The following is a 15,262-nucleotide window of genomic DNA, read 5'->3' on the forward strand; positions in this document are numbered from 1 at the left end:
GGATGGCCACGATCATGTCCAGGGTGCTGGTGAAGAGCTGCACGAGCACCGTGCGCGGGACATCTGGCGCTGCGTGAACTGTGCGCGCGGCCTCTCCGAGCACAGCGCCAGCGCCCGGGACCGCGCGCCGCACTGTGCCGGTATGGGCCGCATCCGTGCGGGACGCCCCGGTCTGCAGCGGGTTGGTGCGTGAGGTAGCGGGCGCGGTCACCGGCTCGCTCCTTTGCGCATGGCGGGCCAGGTAGCCGTGGGCGAGGCGGGTCATCTCGCGCACCGCCAATGGCCGGACGCGCGCCAGCGGAGAGCCGTCGGCACCGGCCAGCACGATCAACACGCGTTCGCGTTCCTCGATCAGGAAGGCCAGCAGCGCCGCCGCGGCAGGCGCGTTGGCCGCCGTCATGGTGGTCCAGTCCCCGGCCGCCGACAGCTCGCGCACCCGGGTGCGGATCAGCCGCAGCAAGCGCGCGCCCACCGCCTCCGGCACCACGGCCGCAAACAGCGCGTCCTTGTCCTCGAAGTAGCGGTACAGGTTCCCTGTCGCCACCCCCGCCTCCTGCGCCACGTCCTGCAAGCGCATGCCGCGATAGCCCTCGCGCAGCAGCACCGTGCGCGCCGCCGCGACGATGCGCTCGCGGACCTCTTCCTTAAGCCGCTGTGCCACGGGCCCTCCATCCTGGATGCCGCTGGCGCCACGGCGCGGCCAGCTCCAGCTCATAGGCAAGCCCCAGCAGCAACGCATCCTGCCCGGCCGCCGCAGCAAAGTGCATCCCGACCGGCAGCCCGTCCGCCGACTCGCACAGCGGCACCGACATCGCGCACCATCCCGCCAGCGAGGCCGGCGCCGTGTAGCCCGCGAGACGGTTGGTGAAGGCGATGATGGCCTCGAATGGCCCCGCCGGATCCAGCTCCGCCTGCGGCCAGGCGGGGAAGGGCACCGTGGGGCACAGCAGCACATCGATGCCATCGAGCGCGCGCGCGTTATCTCCGGCGGCATGCTGCAGCACGGCGCTGGCCTGCCCCAGCGCCTGCATCGGATCCGCGCCGGCGCGCCGCGCCAGCTCCAGCGTGAACGGTTCGACGAGCTGCTCCACCGGCACGCCCGCGCCGCGCAGCTGCCCGAGCATCATGCCCATCGACGCGCCGCCCATCTGGAAGAACGCCGCGCTCGCGGCCTCGGCGTCGAAGCGCGGCCCCGCAACCGGCACCAGTTCATGTCCGAGCTCCGCGCACAGCGCCACGGTGCGCTGCAGTCCCGCCGCGACATCGGCATCCGGCCGGGCGCCAAAGGCCGTGGCTTCGTACCAGCCGATGCGCAAACGCCGCCGCAGCGGCTCGCGCACAAAACCGGCCGCGCCGTCCGGCCGCTCCGTCATTGCCAGCCACGCCGCGCTGTCCCGCACCGTGCGCGACACGCAATGGTCACTGATGATCTGCCCGAACGGTGAATCGCTCATCGGCCCCGTCGAACGCTCGCGCTGGCGGCTTGGCTTGAAGCCAAACAGCCCGCACAGCGAGGCCGGTCCGCGGATCGATCCGCCACCATCGGAGGCATGCGCCACCGGCACCATGCCGCTGGCCACTGCGGCTACCGCGCCACCGGACGACCCGCCCGGCGAACGCGCAAGGTCCCAGGGATTGTGCGTCACGCCATGCGCCAGCGTCTGCGTGGTGCCGAGCAGGCCGAATTCCGAGGTGGTGCTTTTCCCGAGCACGATGAGGCCAGCATCGCCCACGTCCCGCGCATAGTCGCTCACCTCGGGCGCCACATGTCCCGCCAGCGCGCGGGAGCCGAAGCCGCAGGGCAGGCCGGGGTAGGGCAGCAGGTCCTTGATCAGCGTGGGCACACCCGCGAGAGGTCCACCCGGGCCACCAGCGCGCACGCTCTTGGCCCGCTCGCGCGCCTGTTCGAAGTCCTGCGCCGCCAGCACATTGAGCTTGCCGTTGGCCCGTGCAATGCGGGCGATGGCCGCATCCACCAGCTCCACGGCGGAGAGCTCGCCGGCGCGTACCAGCTCCGCCTGACCCACCGCGTCCCGCCCTGTCAAGGCATCTTCCACCCACACCGATTCGACCGTCATCTCAGCCTCCATCCGCGAATAATGAATCTCATATTCATTATTTTAGCGGAAAAAAGCCGCGGCATTGCGCGGCGGAGAAAATCAGGCGTGCGAGCGTTCGCGCATCGCCTCTCCGACCATGACCAGCACCGGCCCATGCGCCGCCTCCAGCCCGCGCGCCAGCACGGCCAGCGTCATGCGCTCGATGCGCTGGTCCGGCCGGGTACAGTTCTCGATGACGATCACCGGCGTCTCCGGCGCCCACCCTTGGGTGAGCAGCCGCTGCCCGGTGGCGATGGCCTCGCGCCCGCCCATGTACTGGACCAGCGTATCGGTCTCCGGCAGCGCCGGTTCGTCCGGCTGCCCGGGCGCGGTGGAAGAGGTGAAGAAGGAGACCGAGCGCGCGACACCGCGCTTGGTGAGCGGCTGGCGCGTTTCGGCGGAAGCGGCGAGCGCGGTGGTGATGCCGGGGACGACTTCGTAATCGATACCCGCCGCTTCCAGCGCGCGCAACTCTTCGTCCGCGCGGCCGAAGATCATCGGGTCGCCGCCCTTGAGCCGCACGACGATGGCATGCCGCTGCGCCGCAGCCACCATCTGCACGTTGATGGCCTGCTGGGCCGTGGAGCGCTGGCCACTGCGCTTGCCGACCGAGATCAGTTCCGCCTGTGCGCACAGCTCCAGCATCTGCGGCGTAACCAGCGCGTCATACAGCACGCACTGCGCCTGCGCGAGGAGGCGGGCACCGCGGACGGTGATCAGGTCTTGTGCTCCCGGCCCTGCGCCGACGAGATAAACCTTGCCGAGTACCGCCATCGATGCCTTTCGTGGTGCGGGATGATCAAGCGTCGAGACGGATCATCCCTGCCGCGACGGTCTGGTGCGTGACTTCGTCAATCAGTATAAACGCTCCGGTGGCGCGGATGTCCGCATACGCATCGGCGGCCAGTGGCTGCTGCACCGCCAGCGAAATGCGGGCGATGTCGTTCAGCTTCAAGCCGTCCGCGCTGCGGCGCTCCTGCGTGTTGATGTCGAGGAGCGAGTCGATGGTCTTGACCTTGGCCGAAGTCTGGCGCGTGCCATGCTTGATCCAATATTTGCGGCGCAGGTCCAGCGGCTCCTCGGACAGCCAGCACACGTCCGCCGTCACCTGCTTGAGCAGGGTGGCCGGCTGTGCGGCGCTGGCCAGCACGTCGCCGCGCGAGATGTCCAAGTACTCGTCCAGCAGCAGGGTGATGGACTGCCCGGCCACCGCGGTCTGCAGGGGGCCGTCGAAGGTCAGGATCTCCTTGACCGTGGCTTCCTGGCCCGAAGGCTGCACCACCAGTTTGTCGCCCACGCTCACGTTGCCGGACTCGATGCGGCCCATGTATCCGCGGAAGTCGTTGGCTTCGTGCCCGTTGTGGCGTGCCACCAGCTGGACCGGGAAGCGGAAGGGCGCCGCATGCGACTCGTCGTACACGGTCAGCGATTCCAGCAGCTCGATCAGGGTCGGGCCCTGGTACCACGGCATCTGCTCCGAGCGCTCCACCACGTTGTCGCCGACCAGCGCCGACATCGGGATCGCGGTGACGTCCTTGATGCCCAGCGTTTGGGCAAACGCGCGGTACTCGGCCACGATGCGCTCGTACACCTCCTGGTCGTACTTCACCAGGTCCATCTTGTTAACGGCCACGATCACATGCTCGATCTGCAGCAGGTGCGCGATGGTCGAGTGGCGCTTGGTCTGGGTCAGCAGGTCCACGCCGCCGTCCTCGCGCAGCTTCACTTTCGAGACATCGACCAGGATCACCACCGCATCGGCGGTGGAGGCGCCAGTCACCATGTTGCGGGTGTACTGCTCGTGCCCCGGCGTGTCCGCGATGATGAACTTGCGGCGGGGCGTGGCGAAGTAGCGGTAGGCCACGTCGATGGTGATGCCCTGTTCGCGCTCGGCCTCCAGGCCATCGGTGAGCAGGGACAGGTCGATGGTGTCGCCCACGGTGCGCTTGTGCTTTGCGCGCGAGACAGCCGCCAGCTGGTCGGCGAAGATGCCCTTGCTGTCGTACAGCAGGCGGCCGATCAGGGTGCTCTTGCCGTCATCGACGGAGCCCGCGGTGATGAAGCGCAGGAGGCTGTGCTGGATGTCGTTCGGCGGCGTCAGTTTGTCGGTCATGGCGTTCATCAGAAGTACCCCTGTTTCTTGCGCTTTTCCATGGACGCCTCGGAGGTCTGGTCGTCCATGCGCGTGGCACCGCGTTCGGTGATCTGGGTGACCGCGGTTTCGGCGATGATGGCGTCCACCGTGGCCGCGTCCGAGGACACGGGGCAGGTGCAGGAGATGTCGCCCACGGTGCGGAAGCGCACCACCTGGGTCTCGACGGTCTCGCCATCCTTGGGCGGCGTCAGGGGTGTCACCGGCACCAGCAGGCCGTTGCGCGGGATGACCTCACGCTCGTGCGCAAAGTAGATCGACGGGAGGGCCAGCTTTTCGCGGGCGATGTACTGCCACACATCCAGCTCCGTCCAGTTCGAGATCGGGAAGACCCGCATGTTCTCGCCCGGGTGCACGCGGGTGTTGTACAGGTCCCAGAGCTCGGGGCGCTGGGCTTTCGGGTCCCATTGGCCGAACTCGTCGCGGAAGGAGAAGATGCGCTCCTTGGCGCGGGCCTTCTCTTCGTCGCGGCGCGCGCCGCCGATGCAGGCGTCGAACTGGTGTTCGGCGATGGTCTCCAGCAGCGTCACGGCTTGTGCCGCGTTGCGCGAGTCGGTCTGCGGGTTGCGCAGGCGGACGGTCCCGCGCTTGATCGAGTCCTCGACCGAGCCGACGATCAGGCGCTCGCCCAGCTCCGCCACGCGGGCGTCGCGGAAGGCGATCACTTCGTCGAAGTTATGGCCGGTGTCGATGTGCACCAGCGGGAACGGGAATTTCCCCGGCCGGAAGGCCTTTTCAGCGAGGCGCAGCAGCACCACCGAGTCCTTGCCGCCGCTGAAGAGCAGGGCCGGGTTGGCGCATTCGGCGGCGACTTCGCGCAGGATGTGGATGGCCTCGGACTCCAGCGCGTCCAGGTGGCGCGCGTTGACGTCGGAGAGGAAGTTGTCGGTAACAGTGGTCATAGCTAACCTTTTCTATTTTCTTCCGGCGCCGCCGGAAGAAGGAATTCTTTTATGCCGCCACGGACTTGATGCGTATGAGCTTACCATCCACGAAGTGCAGGCCGCACTCCTTCGAATCCGGGTTCTCCCACCACCAGCGGCCCGCGCGGATGTCTTCACCCGGCTGGATGGCGCGCGTGCAGGGTGCGCAGCCGATCGACGGAAAGCCCTGGTCGTGCAGCGCGTTGTAGGGCACATTGTGGGCGCGCAGGTAAGTCCACACGTCGTCCTCGCTCCAGTCGGCGAGGGGATTGAACTTCACCATATTGTGGGCGGTGTCCTGTTCTTCCACCGGCAGATCCGAGCGCGTGGTCGACTGGGCGCGGCGCTGGCCGGTCACCCAGGCCTTCTGGCCCGCGAGGGCGCGGCCCAGCGGCTCGACTTTGCGTACGGCGCAGCATGCGCGGCGCTTGTCGACGCTGTCGTAGAAGCCGTTGAGGCCATGTTCGGCCACGTAGGCGTCCACCGCCAGCGGGTCCGGACGATAGACGGCGATCTCGTAGCCGTAAGCCTCCTTCACGCGGTCCAGCATCTGCAGCGTTTCGGGGTGCAGGCGGCCGGTCTCCAGCGAGAAGATCCCGATCGGCAGGCCGGCTTTCAGGATCATGTCCGTGAGGACCATGTCTTCGGCCGCCAGCGATGACGCGAACACCGCGGGCGTGAACTCGCGCGCGATGCGCTCCAACGTGGCGCGCGTCTGCTCAACAAGCGTGTCATGAGCGCTCATCGTTCAGATCTCCGCGCCGATGTCGTTGAATTCAGGTTGCGTGCCGCGCACCACGCGGCGGAACAGCGGCTGCTTGATGTCGACCGAGGCCGAATACACTTCGCTGAAGACGGTCAGCCCGAGCAGCGCATCCTCGATCTTGCGGTCCGGGCGCGTGGCGAAAGCGTTGAAGCCCACGCGCTGCATCGAGAACAGCTGGTCGCGCAGCACGTCGCCGATGGCGCGCAGCTCGCCGCTCCAGCCGAGGCGCTGGCGCAGGTTGTAGGCGATGGACATGCCGCGGCCGTCCGAAAACTTGGGGAAGTCCACGGCCACCACGTCGAAGTGGTCCAGCTCACCCTTCAGCACTTCCGGGCGTTCGCCGGCGGCGATCCACACACCGAGCGGGCGGCGCGCGGCCAGGGCGGCCTTCTGCGCCTGCCACACGGCGAGCGGCACGATCACCTTGCCCTCGGGGACGGCGGCGGTGGCCGCGTCCTCGCCTTCGTCCAGGCGCAGCACGGCCCAGTCGTCGGCCACGATGGCGCGGTCCTTGATGATGCGCTCGTGCCGCGTGATCCGGTTAAGCATAGGTGTCTTCTCCCACAACAGCCTTGCCGACATGGATCGGCGTGGCATACACAAATTCCTTGAACGGGCCGATGCCCAGGCGCTGCGCGGTGTCCACGAAGCGCTCGCCCTCGATGCGGTGGTCCACATAGACCTGCAGCAGGCGGCCGATCACTTCCGGCATCTGCGCCGCCGAGAACGAGGGGCCGATGATCTTGCCCAGCGCCGCGTTGTTTCCTTGTGCGCCGCCGATCGAGACCTGGTACCACTCGCTGCCATCCTTGTCGACACCCAGCACGCCGATGTTACCGACGTGGTGGTGGCCGCAGGCGTTGATGCAGCCGCTGATATTCAGTTCGATCTCGCCGATGTCGTGCTGGAAGTCGATGTCGTCGAAACGCTCGGCGATGGCCACCGCGATCGGGATCGACTTGGCATTCGCCAGCGAGCAGAAATCGCCGCCCGGGCAGGAGATGATGTCGGTGAGCAGGCCGATGTTCGGCGTGGCCAGGCCCTGAGCTTTGACTTCCTGCCACAGTTCGAAGAGCTTCGATTGCTCGACGTCCGCCAGCACCAGGTTCTGCTCGTGCGTCACGCGCAGTTCGCCGAAGCTGTAGCGGTCCGCCAGGTCGGCCACGAAGTCCATCTGCCCGGCGGTGGCGTCGCCCGGCGCGATGCCGGTCTTCTTCAGCGACAGCACCACGGCCGCGTAGCCAGGCACCTTGTGCGGGCGGACGTTGCGGTTGACCCAGTTGGCGAAGGCGCGGTTGCCCGGCTGCGCGGCCACCACGTCGCGGTCGTCCAGCGCCTTGTACTGCGGCGGCTCGAAAAAGGCGAGGATGCGGTTCAGCTCTGCGTCGGTCAGGGTCTGCGGGCCGTCCTTCAGGTCCAGCCACTCCTGTTCCACCTGGCGCGTGAACTCCTCGACGCCGAGGGCCTTCAGCAGGATCTTGATGCGGGCCTTGTACTTGTTGTCGCGGCGGCCGTACTGGTTATACACGCGCATGATGGCCTCGATGTAGGTCAGCATGTGCTCGCGGGGCAGGAACTCGCGGATCACCGAGCCGATGATCGGCGTGCGGCCCAGGCCACCGCCGACCAGCACGCGGAAGCCGATCTCGCCCGCCTCGTTCTTCACCACGTGCAGGCCGATGTCGTGCACCTGCACGGCGGCGCGGTCCTCGATGGCGCCGTTGATGGCGACCTTGAACTTGCGCGGCAGGGCGATGAACTCGGGGTGGAAGGTGCTCCACTGGCGCAGGATCTCGCAATAGGGGCGCGGATCGATCAGCTCATCGGCGGCCACGCCCGCGAATTCGTCGGTGGTGGTGTTGCGGATGCAGTTGCCGGAGGTCTGGATGGCGTGCATCTCCACCGAGGCCAGGTCGGCCAGGATGTCGGGCGTGTCCTCCAGGTCGATCCAGTTGAACTGGATGTTTTGGCGCGTGGTGAAGTGGCCGTAGCCGCGGTCGTACTTGCGGGCGATGTGGGCGAACATGCGCATCTGCTTCGCGTTCAGCATGCCGTAGGGGACGGCGATACGCAGCATGTACGCGTGGCGCTGCATGTACAGGCCGTTCTGCAGGCGTAGCGGGAGGAATTCTTCTTCCGTCAGCTCGTTCGCCAGCCGCCGGCGCACCTGGTCGCGGTACTGGGCGATCCGTTCGCGCACGATGAGATGGTCGTATTGATCGTACTTGTACATGGAAGAGAGTCCTCGGGCAAAGTAGCGAACATGGTAAGGTCCGCTGCCTTTATTCCATACAACAAAGAATTTATTTGCTTATATGCGGTCCGGATATAAGGACCGATATAATCTCGTCTATCGCCGCCCAGATCCGCTGCCATCGACACCCATGAACCTGCACCAGCTCCGTTTCGTCCGCGAAGCCGTCCGCCAGAACTTCAATCTGACCGATGCCGCCAAGGCGCTGTACACCTCCCAGCCGGGGGTGTCCAAGGCGATCATCGAGCTGGAGGAGGAGCTGGGGGTCGATATCTTCACGCGGCACGGCAAGCGGATCCGCGGGCTGACCGAGCCGGGCCAGCTGGTGCTGCAGTCGGTGGAGCTGATCATGCGCGAGATCGATTCGCTCAAGCGGATCGGCAAGGAGTACGCGGCGCAGGACAGCGGCTCGTTCACCATCGCCACCACCCACACCCAGGCGCGCTACACGCTGCCGCGGGTGGTGCAGGCGTTCATGGTCAAGTTTCCCAAGGTGCGGCTGTCGCTGCTGCAGGGAAATCCGCGCCAGATCGCCGAGATGGTGCAGAAGGACCAGGCCGACCTGGCCATCGCCACCGAGTCCATCGCCGGGGTGGACGGGCTGATCACGCTGCCGTGCTACCAGTGGGAGCACGTGGTGGTGGTGCCGCCCGATCATCCGCTGCTGAAGTCCAAGGCGGTGTCGCTGGAGGAGATCGCCTCCTACCCGGTGATCACCTATGACTCGGCGTTTGCGGGCCGCAGCAAGATCGACCATGCGTTCTCCCTGCGCGGGCTGAAGCCGGACGTGCTGCTGGAGGCCATCGATGCGGACGTCATCAAGACCTATGTCGAGCTGGGCATGGGGGTGGGAATCATCGCGGGCATGGCCTTCGACCCGGAACGCGACCGCAACCTGAAGGCGATTCCGGCCGGGCAGCTGTTCGGCATGAATGTGTCGCGGGTGGCCGTCAAGCAGGGCGCCTACCTGCGCAGCTATATCTATACCTTCATTGAACTGCTGGCGCCGACGCTGAACCGCAAGCTGGTGGAGCAGGCGATGCAGGGCAATCACGAGAATTACGAGCTTTGACTTTATGAGTAACGATACCCTGGCCGCCTATTACAACGATATCGCGGCCGAATACGACCGCCTGCACGCCTACCCCGAGCGCGAGGATGAGCTGGGGGGCCTGCAGGACGCCGTGGCCGACCTGTTCGCCGGTCACATGGTGCTGGAACTGGGCTGCGGAACGGGTTTCTGGACCGAGACGCTGGCCTACGTGGCGGCCTCGATCATGGCGATCGACACCAGCGCGGCGATGCTGGCGGTGGCCCGTGCGCGCGGGCTCGATTCGGCCGTAGTCACGTTTGCGCAGGGCGATGCGCTGGCTTTGGCGGATACTCCTGGGGAGTATTCGGCCTGCTTCATCGGCGGCTGGTGGAGCCATCTGCCCAAGGAGCAGCAGGACAAGTACCTCAAGCAGCTGCGCGCGCGGCTCGGTGCTGACGCGCTGCTGTGCATCGTCGATGACGCTTATGTGGAGGGCGAATCCCTGCCCATCGCGCGCACGGACATGGAAACCAACACCTGGCAGATCGTCACCGGCCCGAGCGGCCAGCGCTACGAGATCCTCAAGAACTACCCCGCCGACAGCAGCCTGCGCAAGCGCTTCGCCGCGCACGTCAAGGAACTGCGCATCAAGCGTACCGAGCACTACTGGATGCTCACCGGCCGCCTGAAGTAAGCCTGTCCCAGCGCCCGGCTGCGTTGCGCACAGCCACGCCCTCGTTCGGCCTCCCCACGGCCCTCCTTGCGGGACGTGGGGGAGGGAGGGGGACACAATTTTTTTGGCTTCCCTCCTCCGCTGCACTCTTTTGCACTCAAATCATCTCTAACGAGTGCAAGGTCCCCGTCTTTGAACTCTTTTGCGACTCTTCAGTCCAACAAAAGCGTGCGAAAGAGACGCGCTTGAGTGCATACGAGTGCGTTCCGCTTCCAGAAAGAGTTTGAACAAGGAGGAAAAGAGCATGAACAAGATTTACACCTCCCCTGTCGGCTGCCTGGTCGAGTTCGAAACCTACCGGCAGCTGGAGACCTATCTCAATGACGTGCGCTATCAAGGAGGCATCAACACAGTCCGGTGCACGTGCTCTTGCCGTACCAAACGCACTGGCGCCTGGCGGCTCACTTGCGGCAGGCACAGCGGCGCTTTTGATGAGCTCCTCTCGCGTTCCGCCTCTTTTCGTTCTTGTTCAAACTCTTCGGCGTCGCGCATTGCGCGCAAATGCACTCATGCGCATCTCGAACGCGCGCTTCGCCGGGTCCGAAACATCGCAAACACACGCGCTTTCGGCGCCCGTGTACTCGTTTGAGTGCAAAAGAGTGCGAAAGAGTGCGGTGGAGCGCGCGGCCGCATTTTTTAAAAAGGGGTACGCCCGCGTGATGGTCACTTGGGTCGCGTAGCGGAAAAGGGTGACCGGGATTCCCTTTTGTCATCAAGTTGAAAAATTTGGCGGCTAGGATGCCGTCCAGTTACTTCTTTTCAACCTGAAAGTGATGGCACAAGTGAAAAAACAACTCCTCGCAGTCCTCGTCCTCTCCACCCTCGGCGGCCTGGCTCAGGCGCAATCGTCGGTCGTCGTCTACGGCACCATCGACGCCGCGGTCGCCAAGATCACCGACAAGACCACCCAGGTCGCCAAGCGCGATGCCAACAAGCTCGGCTTCAAGGGCACGGAAGACCTGGGCAGCGGCCTGAAAGCCCTGTTCCAGCTTGAGATGCGCTACGAGCCGGACACCGGCACCAACGAATCGAACAGCCGTCCGCTGTTCCAGGGCCAGTCGCGCGTGGGCCTGCAGGGCGACTTCGGCATGGTGCGCATCGGCCGCGGCGTGACGGCCTTCCAGGATGCGAAGGATGCCTTCGACCCCTACCACGGTGTCTCCGGCACCCCGGGCCTGAAGGGCGACATCGAAGTGGCCGGCTACACCAGCCAGCCGCTGGACCCGGCCGGCTCGTCGAACGACCGCTTCAACAACGCCATCTGGTACAACTCGCCGGTCGTGAACGGCTTCCAGTTCAACGCCACCGTAGCGACCAAGGAAGCGAATAACGGCCCGGCCGTGGTCGGCCGCGGCACCGCCGCCGCGCCGCAGTACCCGGCCAATGGCGAAGCGTCGGCGATCCCGATGTCCTATGCGGTGACGTACAAGCAGGACATGTTCGCCGTGATGGGCGCCTGGGAACGCAACGCGATCGAGACCAAGGTCTGGTTCGTGGGCGCCTCGGTCAACCCGATGAAGGAACTCAAGCTGATGGCCACTTACGCGCACCAGAACCAGGACCACACCAAGGTCAGCAACAACGAGACCAAGGCCTGGCTGCTGGGCGCCAACTACACCATGGGCGCCAGCAAGGTGCTGGTGGGCTACGGCCAGAAGAAGCCGGACGGCGCGGTGACCACCAAGCAGTGGTCGCTGGGCTACGAGTACGCACTGTCCAAGCGCACCTTCCTGTACGCGGACGCGTCCGACAAGCGCGCGGCCACCAGCGTCAAGTATTACGGCCTGGGCGTGCACCACGAGTTCTAAATGCCGGAACCCGGCGGGAGCGCATTGTCTTCCGCCGGGCCGGCGGGCGGCAGGGGCAGCGTGACATCGATCCGCGTCCCGCCGCCCTCGTCCTTGCCGATGCTGATGTCTCCCCCCAGCGCGAGCACCCGCTCGCGCATGCCCAGCAAGCCGAGCGACCCGGGCTTGTGCAGGTCCGCCTCTTCAATTCCCTTCCCGTCATCCGCGATCGTGATGAGCAACTGATGATCCAGGCGATACAGGCTCATCGTGACGGCCGTGCCCCCGGAATGTGCGATGGCGTTATGCAGGCCTTCCTGCACGATCCGGTACACGCCCGTGTTGAAGTCATCGTCGTCGAGCTGCAGGTCAGCTTCGTCCGCAAACAGGGAACACTGCATGCCGCTGCGCTTGCAGAAGTCGTGCTGCAGGGCCTGGATGGCCGGGAACAGGCCACCGTGATCGAGGACATGCGGCCGCAATGCGGCGGCGATGCGGCGCAGGCTCACGATGGCATCGTGGAGCCGGCTGTCGACCTGCTTCAGCAGATGGTGCTCGGACGGTGCGAGCCCCTGGGCGCGCAGCAGCAAACCCACATCCATGCGCACCGCGGCCAGCAGCTGGCCGATGTCGTCATGCAGTTCGCGCGAGATGCGCGTCCGGTCCTGCTCGCGCACGCGCTGGGTGGCAGCGGTCAGTTCGCGCAGGCGCGCCTCGGCCTGGCGGTCGGCGTGCCGGCGGCCTTGGGAGCGGGACGTGAGTGGCGGAGGCATGGTGCGAAGCGAGGCGGATGCCGTTCAGGATAGCGCACCAGGAACGGGTCCGATTGAGAGGCGCCAACCGCGCCGGGGCGCTGCCGCGGGAACTTTTGCGGGCCGCCGCAGTCCCGCCCCAGCCGCGGCGCGCGGCTTACATCTGCTTGAACAGGTGCAGGAAGCTGCGGCTGACTTCCAGCTTTTCCGGGCGGCCCTTGATCATCACCAGGTGGCGACCGCGGATGTCGCGCGTCACGCCCTCGATGGCATTCACATTGACCAGGGTTGCGCGGTGAATCTGCCAGAACAGCGACGGGTCGAGCTCGTCCGCCAGGTCGCGCACTGGCTTGCGGATCAGCGCTTCGAACTTTTCAGTCTGCACGCAGGTGTACTTTTCGTCCGAGCGGAAGAACAGGATTTCTTCCACCGGAATCATGCGCAGGTCGGAGCCGATCGAGGCCTGGATCCACTGCAAATGCTTGGGCTTCGGTGCGGCGATCTTTTCGGCCAGCTGGTTCAGGATGGCGGTCACGTCCGGCGCGGCGGCCGCGCCGCTGCCGCTGGCAGCCGGCGGGGCGGCCAGGCGCTCCTTCAGGCGCTCCACGGTGATCTTCAAGCGTTCGGGCTCGGGCGGTTTCAACACGTAGTCGATGGCGCCGCGCTCGAAGGCTTCCACGGCGTACTGGTCGTAGGCGGTCACGAACACGATGTTGCTGGCGCCGTCGATTTCGCGGGCGGCGTCCATGCCGGTCTTGCCCGGCATGCGGATGTCGAGGAAGGTGAGATCCGGCTTCAGTTCGCGCACCAGGTCGATGGCTTCGTCGCCGTTCTTGGCTTCGCCGATGATCTCCAGCTCCGGCCACACCTGCGACAGGCGCAGGCGCAACTGGTCTCGCATCAGGCGTTCGTCATCGGCAATGATCGCGGTCGGCATGAGGGTCCCTTGTGTGGTATTGGCAGAGCAATAATGAATGATTATTGATTGAATCAGGCTGTAAGGCAACCTCGACAGCTGCCGGGGCTCAGGCGAGGATGAAACGGGTTACTTGGGCGGCCACTTCGCCCAGGAAGGCGGGGCGGTCGGGGTGCGGGTCGGTGACGTGCGGCGGGAGCTCGTCCATGAAGCTGAAGTGGCCGGCGCCCTGGGCCAGGTGGGTTTGCACGGGCATGCGCGGAGCCAGCGCGGCGGCCAGCCAGTCGACCTGGCTGGGCGGCGTGATGCGGTCCTCGCTGGCGGCCCAGGCCTGGATCGGGAGCTGGATGGCGTCCACGGCGTGCGGCGCCTGCAAGAATTGGAGCGCGGGCGTGAACAGCACCAGCTTGGCCAGCGGGCGCGCGGCGGGCTGGGCGCGAAGGCAGTCGCGGCTGATAGTCCAGAGGTCGCCGCCGGCCAGGCCGAGCAGGAGGGCGCCGCCGATGGAATGGCCGATGCCCGCGACGGGCAGGTGTTCCGGGGCGCGGTTGAGGGCCAGGCGCAGCCAGCGGGTGCGCATGGCGAGTTCCTCGATGCCAGGCGTCGGACTGGACAGGCGAGGGAAGTGGGGCGCGACCACATGGCAGCCAGCAGTCGCCAGCGTCGTCAGCAGCGGCAGATGGCGGAGTGGACTGCCGCCCGCGCCGGCCGCAAACAGCACCGTCCAGCGCGGCTCGTGGCCAGCCAGCACCGAGACCACCACCTCATCCGCGCCATCCCGCAGCGTCACCTGCTCGTGCGCCGCGCTGGGCGCCTTACCCAATCCCTGTCCGCCGGTCATTTCACGACTTGATAGGGCACTTCGACGGTGGCGACCACGCCCGTCGGCTCGTTGGCGCCGATGTGCAAAGTGGCGGCCTCGCCGAACAGCATCTTCAAGCGCTCGCGGATGTTGGTCAGCCCGGTCCCGGTGCCGTTGGAGGGCATCACGCCAAAGCCAACCCCGTTATCGCTCACGATCACGCGCAGCTTGCCATTGGCCACGTCCGCAAACACACGCAGCGTGCCGCCTTCTGGCTTGCACTCGATCCCGTGCTTGATGGCGTTCTCCACCAGCGACTGCAGCATCATCGGCGGGAACGCCGCGGTACGCAGGCCGTCCGCCAGCTGGATGTCCACCGTCAACCGGTCCTCCATCCGCATCTTGAGCAGGTTGAGGTAGGCGCGCACCATGTCCGTCTCGCGCCCCAGGTTGCTGATCACCGTGTTGTCGCGCATCTGCGGCAGCACGGCGCGCAGGTACTGGATCAGGCTGCGCTGCATGGCCGCCGCGCGCGGGGCGTCGGTCTCGATCAGGTACTCCACCGAGGCCAGGGTATTGAACAGGAAATGGGGCTCCACCTGGGCCTGCATCATCTGCATCTTGGCTTCCGACAGCTGGCGCTGCATCGATTCGCGCTCGGCCACCTCGACCGCCGTGGCGCTTTGCAGCTCGGCGCGCTTCTTGCCGCCGACCAGGGCCTTGGTGCCCAGCAGGGCCAGCAGCAGCAGGTAGACGAAGCTCTTGAACCAGGTGGAGGCTTGGCGGTGGTACTGGGTGACCTTTTCCTCGGCCTTTTCCTCGACGCTCTGCTCGATGGCATTGGAGAGCTGCTCGCTGATCTCGGCGGGCAGGTCGATGTGGACTTCGCCGTCCTGGGTCTGGGTGCCGTGCTTCGAGCCGAGCTTGGCCCGCTTGTCCGCTTTGGGACCCATGGGCGCGGCCGGAGCAGCCGGTGCCGCCGGGGCCGGAGCGGGCACGCCTTCCGCGGCCGGTGCCGGCGGGGCGGGGGGCGGAGTGGGAACGG

15 protein-coding genes are annotated in these 15,262 nt (G+C 66.3%); 3 read left to right on the forward strand and 12 right to left on the reverse strand.

Annotated elements, in window-relative coordinates; all coding sequences use genetic code 11:
- The 8 genes from E4L96_RS11590 to E4L96_RS11625 all read right to left on the reverse strand — a co-directional run.
- On the reverse strand, positions 1-661 hold a 661-nt coding region (locus E4L96_RS11590; RefSeq protein WP_135207378.1), incomplete at its 3' end, for a TetR/AcrR family transcriptional regulator.
- Positions 645-2,078, reverse strand: coding sequence for an amidase (locus E4L96_RS11595; RefSeq protein ID WP_135207379.1), 1,434 nt, complete (start codon positions 2,076-2,078; stop codon positions 645-647). The genes E4L96_RS11590 and E4L96_RS11595, both read right to left, overlap by 17 nt.
- Before the next feature lie 81 nt (positions 2,079-2,159).
- Positions 2,160-2,873: a uroporphyrinogen-III C-methyltransferase gene (gene cobA / locus E4L96_RS11600; protein WP_135207380.1), complete on the reverse strand. Its 714-nt coding sequence runs from the start codon at positions 2,871-2,873 to the stop codon at positions 2,160-2,162.
- A gap of 25 nt (positions 2,874-2,898) precedes the next feature.
- A complete protein-coding gene (locus E4L96_RS11605; RefSeq protein ID WP_135207381.1) occupies positions 2,899-4,221 on the reverse strand; it encodes a sulfate adenylyltransferase subunit 1 in 1,323 nt (440 codons plus the stop codon).
- Entirely contained in the window at positions 4,221-5,153 is a 933-nt protein-coding gene (gene cysD / locus E4L96_RS11610) for a sulfate adenylyltransferase subunit CysD (protein WP_135207382.1), read from the reverse strand. The genes E4L96_RS11605 and cysD overlap by 1 nt, the downstream gene beginning before the upstream one ends.
- A 49-nt stretch (positions 5,154-5,202) precedes the next feature.
- Positions 5,203-5,919, reverse strand: coding sequence for a phosphoadenylyl-sulfate reductase (locus E4L96_RS11615; RefSeq protein WP_135207383.1), 717 nt, complete (start codon positions 5,917-5,919; stop codon positions 5,203-5,205).
- Between the two features lie 3 nt (positions 5,920-5,922).
- Complete coding sequence (locus tag E4L96_RS11620; RefSeq protein ID WP_135207384.1) at positions 5,923-6,489, reverse strand: DUF934 domain-containing protein; 567 nt, start codon at positions 6,487-6,489, stop codon at positions 5,923-5,925.
- Positions 6,482-8,173, reverse strand: a complete 1,692-nt coding sequence (locus tag E4L96_RS11625) for a nitrite/sulfite reductase (protein WP_135207385.1) — start codon at positions 8,171-8,173, stop codon at positions 6,482-6,484. The genes E4L96_RS11620 and E4L96_RS11625 overlap by 8 nt, the downstream gene beginning before the upstream one ends.
- Before the next feature lie 151 nt (positions 8,174-8,324).
- On the opposite strand from E4L96_RS11625, the gene E4L96_RS11630 reads away from it, so the two are divergent.
- The 3 genes from E4L96_RS11630 to E4L96_RS11640 all read left to right on the forward strand — a co-directional run bounded on the left by E4L96_RS11630 (position 8,325) and on the right by E4L96_RS11640 (position 11,768).
- A complete protein-coding gene (locus E4L96_RS11630) occupies positions 8,325-9,266 on the forward strand; it encodes a CysB family HTH-type transcriptional regulator (protein WP_135207386.1) in 942 nt (313 codons plus the stop codon).
- A gap of 4 nt (positions 9,267-9,270) precedes the next feature.
- The gene (locus E4L96_RS11635) at positions 9,271-9,921 is read left to right on the forward strand and encodes a class I SAM-dependent methyltransferase (RefSeq protein ID WP_135207387.1); all 651 of its coding nucleotides are present in this window, start codon (positions 9,271-9,273) and stop codon (positions 9,919-9,921) included.
- An 821-nt stretch (positions 9,922-10,742) separates the two neighbouring features.
- Positions 10,743-11,768 carry a porin gene (locus tag E4L96_RS11640; protein WP_502654452.1) on the forward strand — a complete coding sequence of 342 codons (1,026 nt, stop codon included), beginning with the start codon at positions 10,743-10,745 and terminating at the stop codon, positions 11,766-11,768.
- On the opposite strand, the gene E4L96_RS11645 is transcribed toward E4L96_RS11640, so the two are convergent.
- The 4 genes from E4L96_RS11645 to E4L96_RS11660 form a co-directional block, all read right to left on the reverse strand.
- A complete protein-coding gene (locus E4L96_RS11645; protein ID WP_135207389.1) occupies positions 11,765-12,520 on the reverse strand; it encodes a sensor histidine kinase in 756 nt (251 codons plus the stop codon). The genes E4L96_RS11640 and E4L96_RS11645 overlap by 4 nt on opposite strands.
- 136 nt (positions 12,521-12,656) lie before the next feature.
- Positions 12,657-13,436 carry a LytR/AlgR family response regulator transcription factor gene (locus tag E4L96_RS11650; RefSeq protein ID WP_135207390.1) on the reverse strand — a complete coding sequence of 260 codons (780 nt, stop codon included), beginning with the start codon at positions 13,434-13,436 and terminating at the stop codon, positions 12,657-12,659.
- Between the two features lie 88 nt (positions 13,437-13,524).
- The gene (locus tag E4L96_RS11655; protein WP_167758672.1) at positions 13,525-14,238 is read right to left on the reverse strand and encodes an alpha/beta hydrolase; all 714 of its coding nucleotides are present in this window, start codon (positions 14,236-14,238) and stop codon (positions 13,525-13,527) included.
- A 14-nt stretch (positions 14,239-14,252) separates the two neighbouring features.
- A partial coding sequence (locus tag E4L96_RS11660) for a sensor histidine kinase (RefSeq protein ID WP_135207392.1) occupies positions 14,253-15,262 on the reverse strand: 1,010 nt, incomplete at its 5' end.

It is taken from the genome of Zemynaea arenosa (assembly GCF_004614185.1).
In the GTDB taxonomy this organism is placed as follows: Bacteria; Pseudomonadota; Gammaproteobacteria; order Burkholderiales; family Burkholderiaceae_D; genus Telluria; species Telluria arenosa.

Coding starts and splice junctions, on each gene's coding strand:
- E4L96_RS11615 (WP_135207383.1), bottom strand. CDS start 5,919: ATGAGCGCTCATGACACGCTTGTTGAGCAGACGCGCGCCACGTTGGAG.
- E4L96_RS11595 (WP_135207379.1), bottom strand. CDS start 2,078: ATGACGGTCGAATCGGTGTGGGTGGAAGATGCCTTGACAGGGCGGGAC.
- E4L96_RS11635 (WP_135207387.1), top strand. CDS start 9,271: ATGAGTAACGATACCCTGGCCGCCTATTACAACGATATCGCGGCCGAA.
- E4L96_RS11605 (WP_135207381.1), bottom strand. CDS start 4,221: ATGAACGCCATGACCGACAAACTGACGCCGCCGAACGACATCCAGCAC.
- cobA (WP_135207380.1), bottom strand. CDS start 2,873: ATGGCGGTACTCGGCAAGGTTTATCTCGTCGGCGCAGGGCCGGGAGCA.
- E4L96_RS11620 (WP_135207384.1), bottom strand. CDS start 6,489: ATGCTTAACCGGATCACGCGGCACGAGCGCATCATCAAGGACCGCGCC.
- cysD (WP_135207382.1), bottom strand. CDS start 5,153: ATGACCACTGTTACCGACAACTTCCTCTCCGACGTCAACGCGCGCCAC.
- E4L96_RS11645 (WP_135207389.1), bottom strand. CDS start 12,520: ATGCCTCCGCCACTCACGTCCCGCTCCCAAGGCCGCCGGCACGCCGAC.
- E4L96_RS11650 (WP_135207390.1), bottom strand. CDS start 13,436: ATGCCGACCGCGATCATTGCCGATGACGAACGCCTGATGCGAGACCAG.
- E4L96_RS11625 (WP_135207385.1), bottom strand. CDS start 8,173: ATGTACAAGTACGATCAATACGACCATCTCATCGTGCGCGAACGGATC.
- E4L96_RS11630 (WP_135207386.1), top strand. CDS start 8,325: ATGAACCTGCACCAGCTCCGTTTCGTCCGCGAAGCCGTCCGCCAGAAC.